At 67.8% G+C, this 12,336-nt stretch carries 13 protein-coding genes; 8 read left to right on the plus strand and 5 right to left on the minus strand.

Going from position 1 to position 12,336, the window contains the following annotated elements:
* Positions 1-13: 13 nt before the first annotated feature.
* The 3 genes from AC07VS_RS07450 to AC07VS_RS07460 all read left to right on the plus strand — a co-directional run bounded on the left by AC07VS_RS07450 (position 14) and on the right by AC07VS_RS07460 (position 2,741).
* Positions 14-655: a hypothetical protein gene (locus AC07VS_RS07450; RefSeq protein ID WP_492346301.1), complete on the plus strand. Its 642-nt coding sequence runs from the start codon at positions 14-16 to the stop codon at positions 653-655.
* A gap of 70 nt (positions 656-725) precedes the next feature.
* Positions 726-1,442 carry a phosphoserine phosphatase SerB gene (gene serB / locus AC07VS_RS07455; protein WP_492346300.1) on the plus strand — a complete coding sequence of 239 codons (717 nt, stop codon included), beginning with the start codon at positions 726-728 and terminating at the stop codon, positions 1,440-1,442.
* A 45-nt stretch (positions 1,443-1,487) separates the two neighbouring features.
* A complete protein-coding gene (locus AC07VS_RS07460) occupies positions 1,488-2,741 on the plus strand; it encodes an MFS transporter (protein ID WP_494750592.1) in 1,254 nt (417 codons plus the stop codon).
* Between the two features lie 27 nt (positions 2,742-2,768).
* Here the strand turns inward: AC07VS_RS07460 and trxC are convergent, their stop codons facing one another.
* Together trxC and AC07VS_RS07470 are read right to left on the minus strand one after the other, a co-directional pair.
* Positions 2,769-3,227 (minus strand): thioredoxin TrxC, encoded by a 459-nt coding sequence (trxC, locus tag AC07VS_RS07465; protein ID WP_494750593.1) that lies wholly within the window; start codon positions 3,225-3,227, stop codon positions 2,769-2,771.
* Positions 3,224-3,592: a hypothetical protein gene (locus AC07VS_RS07470; RefSeq protein WP_492346297.1), complete on the minus strand. Its 369-nt coding sequence runs from the start codon at positions 3,590-3,592 to the stop codon at positions 3,224-3,226. Before AC07VS_RS07470 ends, trxC begins: the two co-directional genes overlap by 4 nt.
* Before the next feature lie 236 nt (positions 3,593-3,828).
* Here AC07VS_RS07470 and AC07VS_RS07475 point away from each other — a divergent pair, with 236 nt between their 5' ends.
* Positions 3,829-4,395: a hypothetical protein gene (locus AC07VS_RS07475; RefSeq protein WP_494750594.1), complete on the plus strand. Its 567-nt coding sequence runs from the start codon at positions 3,829-3,831 to the stop codon at positions 4,393-4,395.
* An 11-nt stretch (positions 4,396-4,406) separates the two neighbouring features.
* On the opposite strand, the gene AC07VS_RS07480 is transcribed toward AC07VS_RS07475, so the two are convergent.
* The gene (locus AC07VS_RS07480; RefSeq protein ID WP_492346295.1) at positions 4,407-5,249 is read right to left on the minus strand and encodes a helix-turn-helix transcriptional regulator; all 843 of its coding nucleotides are present in this window, start codon (positions 5,247-5,249) and stop codon (positions 4,407-4,409) included.
* Between the two features lie 197 nt (positions 5,250-5,446).
* On the opposite strand from AC07VS_RS07480, the gene AC07VS_RS07485 reads away from it, so the two are divergent.
* Complete coding sequence (locus AC07VS_RS07485; RefSeq protein WP_494750595.1) at positions 5,447-6,877, plus strand: aldehyde dehydrogenase family protein; 1,431 nt, start codon at positions 5,447-5,449, stop codon at positions 6,875-6,877.
* Positions 6,878-6,928: 51 nt separating this feature from the next.
* Here AC07VS_RS07485 and AC07VS_RS07490 read toward each other — a convergent pair whose 3' ends face one another.
* Positions 6,929-7,930: an aldo/keto reductase gene (locus AC07VS_RS07490; protein WP_492346293.1), complete on the minus strand. Its 1,002-nt coding sequence runs from the start codon at positions 7,928-7,930 to the stop codon at positions 6,929-6,931.
* A gap of 177 nt (positions 7,931-8,107) precedes the next feature.
* On the opposite strand from AC07VS_RS07490, the gene AC07VS_RS07495 reads away from it, so the two are divergent.
* Positions 8,108-9,385 (plus strand): DEAD/DEAH box helicase, encoded by a 1,278-nt coding sequence (locus AC07VS_RS07495; RefSeq protein ID WP_494750596.1) that lies wholly within the window; start codon positions 8,108-8,110, stop codon positions 9,383-9,385.
* On the opposite strand, the gene AC07VS_RS07500 is transcribed toward AC07VS_RS07495, so the two are convergent.
* On the minus strand, positions 9,386-10,576 hold the full coding sequence (locus tag AC07VS_RS07500; RefSeq protein WP_492346660.1) for an aminotransferase-like domain-containing protein: 1,191 nt from the start codon (positions 10,574-10,576) through the stop codon (positions 9,386-9,388).
* Between the two features lie 197 nt (positions 10,577-10,773).
* On the opposite strand from AC07VS_RS07500, the gene AC07VS_RS07505 reads away from it, so the two are divergent.
* Entirely contained in the window at positions 10,774-11,601 is an 828-nt protein-coding gene (locus AC07VS_RS07505) for an HDOD domain-containing protein (protein WP_492346291.1), read from the plus strand.
* Between the two features lie 95 nt (positions 11,602-11,696).
* A complete protein-coding gene (gene nth, locus AC07VS_RS07510) occupies positions 11,697-12,335 on the plus strand; it encodes an endonuclease III (RefSeq protein WP_492346290.1) in 639 nt (212 codons plus the stop codon).
* Position 12,336 lies beyond the last annotated feature (1 nt).

Genomic DNA, 12,336 nt, shown 5'->3' on the forward strand with positions numbered 1-12,336 from the left:
CATCGGGCCCGCCATGGACACTGCCCTGCCCTGGCTGCTGGACCTGGAGACCGGTCTGCTCGCCGCCGCCCTGCTGCTGGCCCTGTGGCTGCGCCCCTGGCGCCTGATGGCCGGCAGCGCCCTGCTGTCGCCCGTGCTGGGCTGCCTGGTGCTGCTGCCGGGCCTGTGGGCCCTGCCCTCGCTGCACGCCATGCCGTTGCAACTGCAGTGGTCAGGGGCGTGCCTGGCCTTGCTGATGCTCGGCTGGCCGCTGGCCGTGCCGGTGCTCACCGGTGTGGCCCTGCTGGCGGGCCTGCTGGCCGGCCTTACCCCATCGGCCATGATCGACATGGCGTTCTGGCAGGGCGTGCTGCCCGCCACCCTGGCCCTGCTGCTGGGGGCCGCCATCCGGCGCTGGATCGGGCCCCACCTCTTCGTCTACACCCTGGGCCGGGCCTTTCTGGGCACCGTGCTATGCAACTTCGCGGCCACCGTGCTGGGCCAGTGGCTGGGTCACGAACTGCCCGGTGTCGGCGGCGACCTGTCGATCATTGCCCACTGGCTCATGGCCTGGGCCGACGGCTTCATGACCGGCATGCTGGCCGCCATCTTCGTGGCCTTCCGCCCGCAATGGCTCGCCACCTGGTCGGATGGGCTGTACCTCAAACAACCCTGAAAAGCCTGCCGACCCGCACAGGCAAAATCACACTTCATTTCGCAGATCACACCAACTCAGCATGGCACCCATGAGCACCCAAGAATTCGCCCCCGGCCTCGTGATCCAGGGCTTCACGCCCCCGTTCGACCTCAGCAGCTACAAGCTGATTGCCTTCGACATGGACTCCACCCTGATCAACATCGAGTGCGTGGATGAGATCGCCGATGCCGCCGGCCGCAAGACCGAAGTGGCGGCCATCACCGAGGCCGCCATGCGCGGCGAGATCACCGACTACAAAGAGAGCCTGCGCCAGCGCGTGGCCCTGCTCAAAGGCGTGACCGAGGCACACATGCTTCAGGTGTACGAGCAACGGCTGCAACTCAACCCAGGCGCTGCCGAGCTGGTGGCGGCCTGCAAGGCGGCCGGCCTCAAGGTGTTGCTGGTCAGCGGCGGCTTCACCTTTTTCACCGACCGCATCCGGGCCCGCCTGGGCATCGACTTTGCGCGCTCCAACGTGCTGGAGGTGCAGGACGGCGTGCTGACGGGCCGCATGGTCGACCAACCCTGGGGCGACATCTGTGACGGTGCCGAAAAGCGCCGCACCCTGCTCGAGGTCAGTACCCTGATGGGCATCCCCGCCAGCCAGACCATCGCGATGGGCGACGGCGCCAACGACCTGCCCATGATGGCGGTGGCCGGCCTGTCGGTGGCCTACCACGCCAAGCCCCGCGTGCGCGCCGAAGCCATGGTGGCCATCAACCAGGGCGGGCTTGACCGCCTGCTGGAGCTCAGCCGCCGGGGCTGAACCCGGGTGACAGTGGGGTTGGGGCACTGCCGCCAGAATGGCGCGATGCCCGCCAAGCCCCCTCCGTCCCCCACCCAACCCGGTCCTTCGCTGCCTGGCCAGCAACGCCAGCGCTGGGTGATGCTGCTCACCCTGTGCCTGGGATTCACGCTCAGCCAGGCTTACCGCACGGTAGCCGCCATGATGGCCGCGCCGCTGCAGGCCGATTTTCAGCTGTCGACCAGCCAACTGGGCCTGTTTGCGGGCCTCTTTCACTTTGCCTTCGGGGCGCTGCAGATCTTCATGGGCATCAGCATCGACCTGTACGGCATCCGCCGCACGATCCTGCTGGCCATGCCGCTCACCGTGCTGGGATCCATCGTCTCGGCACTGGCCCCCGGCCTGGGCACGCTGCTGCTGGGTCAAGCCCTGATCGGGGCAGGCTGCGCACCGGCTTTTCTGGTGTGCACGGTGTACATTGCGCGCCGCTTCCCGATCGAGCGCTTTGCGGCGGTCTCCGGGCTGGTGATGGGCCTGGGCGGACTGGGCCTGCTGATCACGGGCACGCCCCTGGCCTGGCTGATCGAGATCAGTTCGTGGCGCGCTGGCTTCACGGTGCTGGGCGTGGCCACCGCCCTGGCCTGGTGTTGCGCCTGGGTGGGGGTGCGTGAGCCTGAGCAACCCTCAGGCACGCCAGCCGAATCGGTGCCGCAGGCCCTGCGCAGTGCGGCGCGCTTGCTCGCCCTGCCCCACACCTGGGGCATCCTGGCGCTGGCCTCCGTCACCTACGCCTCCTTCATCAGCCTGCGCGGTCTGTGGCTGGGCCCCATGCTATTGCAACGCCACGGCTTCAGCCTGGTGCAGTGCGGCAACGTGGCGCTGGCCGTGTCCGTGGTGGGCCTGTTCGGGCCACCCTTGTTCGGGCGCCTGCAACTGGAGGGGGCGCAACGCCGGCGCTGGATCGTCGGCTTCAGTACCGTGCTGGCGCTGTTGTTCGGCCTGCTGGCCTGGTCGCCGCTGGCCTGGGTGAGCGTGCTGGCCAGCCTGGTGATCGGCTTTGGCTGCGGCTTCATCATTTTGCAGTACGCCGATGTTCGTGCGTCCTACTCGCCCGAACTCACGGGGCGGGCCCTGGCGGTCTACACGATGGCCATGTTCCTGGGGATCGCCCTCATGCAGTGGGTGACCGGCGCTGTGGCCGCCTGGGCACAGTCGCACCAGATCGAAACCTTTGTGGCCGTCAACAACACGATCATGGGCATGTTGCTGCTCGGCACCGCGGCCTTTCGCGGCTTGCCAGCCGCCCACGCAGTGCGCTGAGAGAGGCAGCGCTCAGGTGGTGCGATCTCAGGCGGAGCGATGCTGGTGCGCCCAGCGCACGATGTCGGCAGCCCCCATGGCACCGGGCTGGCGGGCGACCTCGCGCCCCCCGACAAACAGGGCCAAGGTCGGGATGCTGCGGATCTGATAGCGCTGGCCCAGGGCCGGCACCGCCTCGGTGTTGACCTTGGCCAGGCGAAAGTGCGGCTCCAGCTGCTGTGCGGCCTGCTCGAAGGCGGGCGCCATCATGCGGCAGGGGCCACACCAGGGTGCCCAGAAGTCAACCAGCACCGGCACCTGGCTGCGTCCGATGTGTCGCTCAAACAAGGCCACATCGTCCAGCGCCAGCGAATGACCACCGAACAGGGGCTGCTTGCACTGCCCACAGTCAGGTGACTGCCCCATTTGAGCCATCTGCACGCGGTTGGTGGTGTGGCAATGGGGGCAGACGACATGCAGCGCCGTCGCCGCAGCAGTGGGGCTCATGCCGGGGCTCCGGGCTCGCGGCTGGCCGACTGCGGGCCCAAATACCCCAGAGGGCCCAAGCGGCCCAGAAGTTGGCGCGTGGCAACCTCGGCCTCCACGGCCTGCGCCAGCGGTGCACGACACAGGCCGGCTTCGCCGTAGTGCAGGTTTTCGTACAGCAGGCTCAAGGCCGGGCTTTGGCGCAGCAAGGCCTGCAGGCCTTCCTGGGTTTCAGCCCGATCACTCAGATCGTGCAGCATCTGTGTGGCGCGCTGCGCCAGCAGCCGATATTGCAACGGATCTGCGGCTTTGGGGGAGATGTCGAGCCGGTCCAGCATTTGTGCCAGGACGGCCAGCGGAGTGAAGTCGGTTCGGATCGTGTTCATGTCTTGGCAATTGGGGATGGGTCGGCCCTTTGCAAGAGGGCTTTCTGGCGTACCCGCGCCGCCTCGGATGACCCTGGCAGCAACCCGGTGGAAGCGCGCCCCTACACTGGATCCACCCGGCAGCCAGGATTCCCATGCACACCTCAACACGCTCGCCCTCATCCTCTAACCCCCCCACACCCCGCCCCCCCGGAGCGCGGCGGCGCTTTCTGCTGGGCCTCGCCAGTTGGCCATTCGTGCCCTCATCCGGGTGGGCACAGACCGCCCCTTCGGACGTGCGACGGCTGCGCGGCACGCTGCAGCAGGTGGGGCCAGACCGCATCACCGTGCTCACCCGCGAGGGTGACACCGTGTCGCTGGCGCTGGGCGCGAAGCTCAGCGTGGCCGAGGTCTACCCCATCACCCTGGCGGAGGTGCAGGCCGGCAGCTTCATCGGCACGGCGGCTCGGCCCCAGGCCGATGGCAGCCTGCAGGCCATCGCGGTCACCGTGTTCCCCGAATCCGCCCGGGGCCTGGGCGAAGGGCACCGCCCCTTTGACCTGCAGGCCGACAGCACCATGACGAATGCGACGGTGGCCGATGTGGTCAGCGCGCCCGCCGGGCGCACCCTGCAATTGCGTTATGCGGGTGGACAGAAAACCCTTCAGGTCCCGGCCGGCACACCGGTGGTCACCTTCAGGCCCGCCGACCGCAGCCTGCTCGTGCCCGGGGCCAGTGTCTCCTTGAGCGCCAAGGTGCTGGATGGCGAAGCCACCGCGACCCGCATCAACGCCGGGCGCAACGGGTTCCGGCTGCCCTATTGATCAGAGCCTGTTCACAGGCCCTGGCCCGCCGGGGCGTTGAGCAGGCGCACCAGCCGCGCCGTCGAGGCCACCCCGGCCTTGCCTCGGATGCTGCGCAACTGGTGATCGACGGTGGACAACGAGCGCCCCAGGCGCCGCGCCACCTCCTTGTAACTCAGGCCCATGGCCACCAGTTCGGCCACCCGACGTTCGGCCGGTGTCAACAGGGCCAGCACCGGATGAAGAGAGGCTGACCGCGGTGCAGATTCGGCTCGGTCTGACGCGTTGGCCTCGGTGGCCAAGGCCAGCAAGGGCCCGATCACCTGGCCCGCCAAGGCCGGCAGCTCGTCGCAGACCTCGCCCTGCCAAGGCGGCGTCTCGTGCTGCCAGTCGGCACAGATCAGGCCGACCGGCCCGCCGGCATGCAAGGGAAGCGCCATCTTGGCCGCCGCCCCTGAGCGCAGCAGGCGCTCGCGCAGGGGCTCAGCCATGCTGCGCTCCCGGGCCACACTGGGCACCGCCAGCCCGATGCGCCGACGCCAGACCTCGCGCACGCCCTGCTCGTCAGCCGCAAAGCGCTGGCCCAGCATGGAGGCCATGTCGCGGCCAGGCCGCCGGGTTTCGGCCAGCACCACATAGTCAAGCGGCCCCGTTCCCGCCAGCGCATAGCCGCCCAGACCGGCATCAACGCGGTCGGCACGCAGGGTCTCAAGCATCCAGTCGGTGGTGAGGCGCCAGCAGGCGGTCGGGTCGTCCAGGTAAAGCAGCAACTGGGCCGCCAGATCGCGCGCCGGGCGCCAGCGCAGAGCCTGCGGGCCTTCCAACAACTTCTGGCGCCAATGGCGTTGCTCACCCATGAGCAGCAAATCGGTCATGGCCGCCAATCTAAAGACGCGCAGCGGCTTGGCAATAGGGAGCATCCCGCAGGGCGAGGGGCGCTGGTTAACCCGAGTGCGAATCTTCGCGATGCCAAAGCGCACCGGCCTGCCCATACTGCCGAGACGCTGCCACCCATCGATTCACCGGGCTCAGCCCGTACCAGGTGCGGCCCAGCCCTTTTTGATCACACGCCATGAAAACCTACCCCAACATCGTTGCCGGCCAACCCGTGCTGTCGTCCACCACGTTCGAATCCCGCAACCCGGCCACGGGCGAACTGCTGGGCCTGGTGCCGAAAAGCAGCCCCGAGCAGGTGGCCCAGGCGGTCGCTGCCGCCCAGGCCGCTCAGCCCGCCTGGGCCGCCCTGCCCGATGCCGAACGGCAGGCCGCCCTGGTGCGGGTGGCCGACATCCTGCACGCGCAACAGGAACACCTGGCCGAATGGATCACCCGTGAGCAGGGCAAGCCACTCGGCGGCGTGGGCCCCGACCAGGTACCCGGCGCCCGCTTCGAGGCCTACGCCTGCGAGGTCTGGACCCGCGTGCCCGCCAGCCTGGCACTGCCCGTTGAAGTGGCCTTTGAAGACGACACCCGGCGCGACGAGGTGCACCGCCAGCCCTACGGGGTGATCGCCGCCATCGCGCCCTGGAACTGGCCGCTGATGATCGCCATCTGGCAGATCATCCCGGCCTTGCGTGCCGGCAACACGGTGGTCATCAAGCCCTCTGAGCACACCTCCATCGGCACCCTGGAGATGGTCCGACTGATCAGTGCGGCCCTGCCCCCGGGCGTGCTCAACACCGTCACCGGTGCGGGCGACGTCGGCTCGACCCTGGTGAGCCAGCCCGCCGTGCGCAAGATTCTGTTCACCGGCTCCACCGCCACGGGCCGCCGCATCGCGGCCCTGGCCGGCGAGCGACTGAGCGCCTGCACCCTGGAGCTGGGCGGCAACGACGCCGCCATCGTGCTGCCCGATGCCGACCCGGCCGAGATCGCCATGGGGCTGTTCTGGGGGGCCTTCCTCAACATGGGCCAGACCTGCGCAGCCATCAAGCGCCTGTACGTCCCCACCGCCTTGCACGACGCCGTGGTTGGCGCGCTGCACGGCCTGGCCCAGGCCATGCCCATGGGCGACGGCCTGCAGCCCGGTATTGCCATGGGCCCGATCCAGAACCGCATGCAGTTTGACAAGGTGGTGTCGCTGGTGGAAAGCGCGAAGGCCGGCGGTGCCCGCATCGTGTGCGGCGGCGAGGCCCCGGGTGGACCTGGGCATTTCTTCCCGATCACGCTGGTCACCGACATCGACGACGGTGCCCCGCTGGTGGACCAGGAGCAGTTCGGCCCGGTGCTGCCCATCGTGCGCTACCGCGATCTGGACGACGCCGTGGCCCGCGCCAACCGGCTTGACGTGGGCCTGGGGGCCTCAGTTTGGGGTCGGGATGCCGAACAGGCCCGCGCCGTGGCCCTGCGCCTGCAGGCCGGCACGGTGTGGATCAACCAGCACGGGGCCGTGCACCCCATGGTGCCATTCGGCGGCCTCAAGGGCTCGGGGCTGGGGGTGGAATTTGGTCTGGAAGGCCTCAAGAGCGTGACCCAGACCCGGGTCATCAGCCTGAAGAAATGATGCCCAAAGGCCACGCTGGGGCCAGCCAATCCCGGCCCCTGGGGGCCTGCCTCAGCGCCGGCGCCCCGTGAGCGGGTAGGCCGGATCGGTGTAGCCCGGCGTGGACGGGTGGCCCGGCGCCACCAGCCCATCGACCAGGGCCTCGTCCTCGGGGGTGATCACCACATCGAGTGCCGGGCGGTAGTCCTGCCACTGCTTCAGGGTGCGTGGGCCCGCGATCACTGAGCTGATGCTGCGGTTGGCCAGCACCCAGGCGGTGGCAAACTGCGCCAGCGTGCAACCCTTGGCCTCGGCATGGGTCTTGAGTTGTTGGGCGATCACGAGCGACTCCTCACGGAACTCGGTCTCGGCGATGCGCTTGTCGCCCCGGGCCACGCGACTGCCTTCTGCCGGCGGCTGGCCCGGCAGGTATTTGCCGGTCAGCACCCCGCGCGCAATCGGGCTGTAGGGCGTCACGCCGATGCCGTAATGGGCACAGGCCGGCAGGATCTCGACCTCGGGCATGCGATTGAGCAGGTTGTAATAGGGCTGGCACACCACCGGGCCCGGCATGCCCACCTGCTGCGCGAGTCGCACCAGTTCGGCAATGCGCCAGCCCCGGAAGTTCGACACCCCCCAGTAGCGGATCTTGCCTTGGCGCAGCAGTTGGTCCAGGGCACGCACCGTTTCTTCCAGGTCCATGTCCGGAAAGTCGCGGTGCAGGTACAGGATGTCGACATGGTCGGTCTGCAGACGCTGCAGGCTGGCCTCGGTCTCGCGCAACATCCAGCTGCGCGAGTAGTGGCTTTCGTTCACACGGCCTGACATCTTGTTGCCCAGCTTGGTGGCCAGCACCCAATCGTGGCGTTGCCCCTTGAGCAACTGACCGACCAGGGCTTCGGATGCACCTTGGGTGTACACATCGGCGGTGTCGATGTAGTTCACCCCCTGTTCACGGGCATCGGCCACGATGGCCGATGCCTCGTCCAGATCAGTCTGGTCGCCGAACATCATGGTGCCCAGGCACAGGGCAGAAACTTGCAGATTGCTCTTGCCGAGCGAACGGTATTGCATGGCGGACTCCTGTGAATGAAAGCGGCCCCGCACACCCTCTTCGATGGGCAGCGCCGCCGACAGCGGCCATACTATGCGCCCAAGGCCTCATCCGGCCTGAACGGGCCAGGACAAAACCCTGGTTTCCCATGACTTATTCCAGGCGCCCCCCAGCAGGGGCCGGTGCCCCCCCCTGACATGCCCTTTTCATCTCTAGGCCTTACCCCCGAACTGGTCCACGCCGCCAGCACCCAAGGCTTCAGCGCGCCCACGCCGATTCAGGCCGAAGCCATTCCGGCCATCCTGCGCGGCGCCGACCTGCAGGGTCAAGCCCAGACCGGCTCGGGCAAGACTGCGGCCTATGCCCTGCCCCTGCTGCAACGCCTGCAAGCCCACAGTCCTGGCCGGGGCCGCCGCGTGCGCGCCCTGGTGCTGGTCCCCACGCGCGAGCTGGCCGCCCAAGTGGGCGAGGTGCTGCGCAGCCTGGGCAGCACCCTGCAGAACCCGCCCAAGGTGGCCGTGGTGTTCGGCGGGGTCTCGATCAACCCTCAGATGATGCGGCTGCGCGGCGGCGCCGATGTGCTGGTGGCCACCCCGGGCCGGCTGCTGGACCTGGTGGCGCACAACGCCATCCAGCTGGGTCAGATCGAGGTGCTGGTGCTGGATGAAGCCGACCGGCTGCTGGACCTGGGCTTTGCCGAAGAGCTGCAACGCGTGCTGGCCGGTTTGCCGGCCCAGCGGCAGAACCTGTTCTTCTCGGCCACCTTCGAGCCGGCGGTGCAGCAGTTGGCCGACGGCCTGCTGCGCGAACCCGTGCGCATTGCAGTGGCCGCCACCGAGGCCAACGAACCCGCCATCACCCAGCGGGTGATCCAGGTCGATGCCGGGCGCCGCACCGAGCTGCTGCGCCACCTCATCAAGACCCAGGGATGGGACCGGGTCCTGGTGTTCGTGGCCACCCAGTACGCCTGCCAACTGGTGGCCGGCAAGCTTTACAAGAACGGCATCTATGCCACGGTGTTCCATGGCGGGCTGAGCCAGGGGGCCCGCACCCAGGTGCTGCAGGAGTTCAAGGACGAGCGCTGGGATGTGGTGGTCACCACCGACCTGGCGGCGCGCGGCATCGACATCATGCAGTTGCCGGTGGTGGTCAACTACGACCTGCCTCGCTCTGCCACCGACTACGTGCACCGCATCGGCCGCACGGCACGGGCCGGCGAGGCTGGCACCGCAGTGAGCTTTGTCAGTGCCGACACCGAGGCCCACTTTGCCCTGATCGAAAAGCGCCAGCGCCTGAGCCTGCCGCGCGAACAGATCGAGGGCTTTGAGCCCCAGGAGGTGGCGGCTCCGCCACCGCCCGATCTGGCCCCGGTGCCTGGCACCGGCGGCGTCAAGGGCAAACGCCCGAGCAAGAAAGACAAGCTGCGCGCGGCGGCCGCCGCCGCCCAGGCCCAGGGCGGCGATCAAAAAGCCTGATCAGAGCGCCTGGGCCAGGCGGGCCACGCCCTCTTCGATCTTGGCCACGTCGGCGGTGGCAAAGCTCAGGCGCAGGGTGGCGTGGTCGGGGTTGGCGCAGAAGAACGGCGCCCCCGGCACAAAGGCCACTCCTTTTTCGATGGCGCGCTGGGCCAGCACATTGCCATCGGCCACCTTGCCGCCTGCGCCCGTCAGGCGGGCCCAGATGAACAGGCCGCCCTGCGGCTGGGTGAACTCGATGGCCTCGCCCAACTCGCGGCGCAGGGCCTGGCCCATGGCCTGGGCGCGTTCGGCATACACCGAGCGCACCTTGGCCAGCGTGGCCGGCATGCGCCCGGCCTTGAGGTACTGGGCGGCCGTGGCCTGGGCAAAGGTGCTGGTGTGGGCGTCGCTGAACTGCTTGCACATGGTGGCCTTGGCCAGCAACTCGGCCGGCGCGATCATCCAGCCCACGCGCAGGCCAGGCGACAGCACCTTGCTCAGCGAGCCGCAATGCACCAGCAACTCGCGGCTGCCCGGCACGCTGGCGCTCAGGTTCAGCAGGCTGGGCGGCGGCGCAGCGCCAAAGTACAGGTCGCCATAGGGGTCGTCCTCGATCACCAGGGTCTGGTATTTGACGGCCAGTTCCAGCACCTTCTTGCGTCGCTCCAGGTTCAGCGTGGCGCCGCTCGGATTGCCAAAGGTGGGGATCAGGTAGATGAACTTGGGGCGGTGCTCGGCGATCAAGGCCTCCAGTTCGTCCACTTTCACGCCCTCGCCATCGATGGGTGCGCTGACCAGTTCGGCACCATACAGGCGAAAGCACTGGATGGTGGCCAAAAAGGTGGGCCCCTCCACAAACACCTTGTCACCGGGGCTGATCAAGGCCTTGCCCAGCAAGTCCAGCGCCTGCTGGCTGCCGGTGGTGACGATCAGGTTCTCGGGGGCCACGTCGCTGGCCCCCTTGTCAGTCATGAAGCGGGCCAGTTGCTCACGCAAAGGGTTGTAGCCCTCGGTGGCGCCGTATTGCAGGGCCCCGCCCGCCTCCTCGGTCAATGCGGTGTTGACGGCTTCGCGGATGCCGTCGACATCGAACATGGCGCTGTCGGGAAAGCCCCCGGCAAAGCTGATGATGCCGGGCTTGCCCAGCAGCTTGAAAAGTTCACGGATGGCAGAGGTTTCGACGTTGTCGAGGCGGTCGGCAAATTGCAATGGCATGGTGCATCTCACTTTCGGACGCACATTGTCGCCAATTCGCGTCCGCTCAACGTACACATGGCACCGCCAAGCCCCAGCTTGAGCCCGAATTGATGATGGACGGCAAACCAACATCGTGAAACATCCATATACAAATCAGGCGACGAAGGGCATAAATGAGGAACCTACCCAACTCTGACGAGGAATTGTCCATGCCCCAGCTTGAATCCTTTTTCCAGAGCGTCCAGTTGCCCACCATGCCCGAGGTGGCGCACACCCTGATCCGAACCCTGCACGACGATGACAGTTCCCCGCGCTCGGTGCGCGACATCCTGGCCCGCGACCCGGCCCTGACCGTGAAGCTGATCCGCCTGGCCAACTGCGCCCGCTTCGGCCTGCCGCGCACGGTGGCCAGTCTGGACGACGCGATCCTCATGACCGGCATGGAGCAAGTCCGTACCCTGGCGCTGTCGGCCTGCCTGAACGGGGCCTTCCCGATGATCACGGGGCTGAACCGCCAGGAGTTCTGGGAGCAAAGCATGGCCTGCGCCGGCTACGCCACGTGGCTGGCCCAGCGCCTGGAGGTCGACCCCCAGGCCGCGTGGCTGGCCGGGATGATGCTGCGCCTGGGCGAGCTGGTGATCGGCCAGCGCCTGCCGCAAGCCTTGTCCGAGATCGAACGCCAGCCCCACCTGCCCGGCGGGCGCTGGCAGCGCGAAACCCAGTTGCTGGGCTTCACCGAAAGCCAGGTCAGCGCCGAGATGGCACGGCGCTGGAACTTCCCGGAACTGATCGTGCGTGGGCTGGAACATGCCTCCGAGCCCATGGCCACCCGCCCCTTCTGCCGCATGGCCGGCCTGTTGCACCTGGCAGAACTGCTGGCCGAGACGGCACCCCATGCCGCCGATCCGGCCGAAGTTCAGCAAGCTGTGGCCAGCCTGCCCCAGGAGGTCATGCAGGCGCTGCAGCTGGATGCCGAGTGGATGGCCGCCCACCTGCCCCCGGTGGACAGCTTCATCGACATGAGCTCGCTGCAATGACAAAGCCCTGCCGGCACCGATCCCGGGCCAACAGGGCTTGGCTGCAAGCCCGCCCGGGACGCGACACAATGCGGTTCAGCCCACATTGAACCCGCATGAAGAAATCCGACATCGAACCCTTTTTTGCCACCCTCAAGGCGGCCAACCCCCAACCCAACACCGAGCTTGAATACACCACGGTGTTTGAGTTGCTGGCCGCCGTGCTGCTGTCAGCCCAGGCCACCGATGTGGGCGTGAACAAGGCCACCCGGCGTCTGTTCCCGGTGGCGGGTACCCCCGAGAAGATCCTGGCATTGGGCCTGGACGGGCTTGAAGACTTCATCAAAACCATCGGCCTGTACCACAGCAAGGCCCGCCACCTGCTGGAGACCTGCCGCATCCTGGTCGAGCAGCATGGCGGCCAGGTGCCGCGCACGCGTGAAGCGCTCGAAGCCTTGCCGGGCGTGGGCCGCAAGACGGCCAACGTGGTGCTGAACGTGGCTTTTGGCGAGCCCACCATGGCAGTGGACACCCACATCTTCCGGGTCAGCAACCGCACCGGGCTGGCCCCGGGCAAGAACCCGCTGGAGGTAGAGAAGCAGTTACTCAAGCGGGTGCCGGCCGCCTACGCAGTCGACTCGCACCATTGGCTGATCCTGCACGGGCGCTATGTGTGCCAGGCGCGCAAGCCCCAATGCTGGCACTGCAGCGTGGCCGCCTGGTGCGATTTCAAGCCTAAGACCCCCAAGCCCTGAC

It is taken from the genome of Curvibacter sp. GW821-FHT01G03 (assembly GCF_059422285.1).

What these genes read in the sequence shown, in the direction of transcription:
- AC07VS_RS07505 (WP_492346291.1), top strand. Translation starts at nt 10,774, where the DNA reads ATGCCCCAGCTTGAATCCTTTTTCCAGAGCGTCCAGTTGCCCACCATG.
- AC07VS_RS07460 (WP_494750592.1), top strand. Translation starts at nt 1,488, where the DNA reads ATGCCCGCCAAGCCCCCTCCGTCCCCCACCCAACCCGGTCCTTCGCTG.
- AC07VS_RS07485 (WP_494750595.1), top strand. Translation starts at nt 5,447, where the DNA reads ATGAAAACCTACCCCAACATCGTTGCCGGCCAACCCGTGCTGTCGTCC.
- serB (WP_492346300.1), top strand. Translation starts at nt 726, where the DNA reads ATGAGCACCCAAGAATTCGCCCCCGGCCTCGTGATCCAGGGCTTCACG.
- AC07VS_RS07470 (WP_492346297.1), bottom strand. Translation starts at nt 3,592, where the DNA reads ATGAACACGATCCGAACCGACTTCACTCCGCTGGCCGTCCTGGCACAA.
- AC07VS_RS07490 (WP_492346293.1), bottom strand. Translation starts at nt 7,930, where the DNA reads ATGCAATACCGTTCGCTCGGCAAGAGCAATCTGCAAGTTTCTGCCCTG.
- AC07VS_RS07450 (WP_492346301.1), top strand. Translation starts at nt 14, where the DNA reads ATGGACACTGCCCTGCCCTGGCTGCTGGACCTGGAGACCGGTCTGCTC.
- AC07VS_RS07495 (WP_494750596.1), top strand. Translation starts at nt 8,108, where the DNA reads ATGCCCTTTTCATCTCTAGGCCTTACCCCCGAACTGGTCCACGCCGCC.
- AC07VS_RS07480 (WP_492346295.1), bottom strand. Translation starts at nt 5,249, where the DNA reads ATGACCGATTTGCTGCTCATGGGTGAGCAACGCCATTGGCGCCAGAAG.
- nth (WP_492346290.1), top strand. Translation starts at nt 11,697, where the DNA reads ATGAAGAAATCCGACATCGAACCCTTTTTTGCCACCCTCAAGGCGGCC.
- trxC (WP_494750593.1), bottom strand. Translation starts at nt 3,227, where the DNA reads ATGAGCCCCACTGCTGCGGCGACGGCGCTGCATGTCGTCTGCCCCCAT.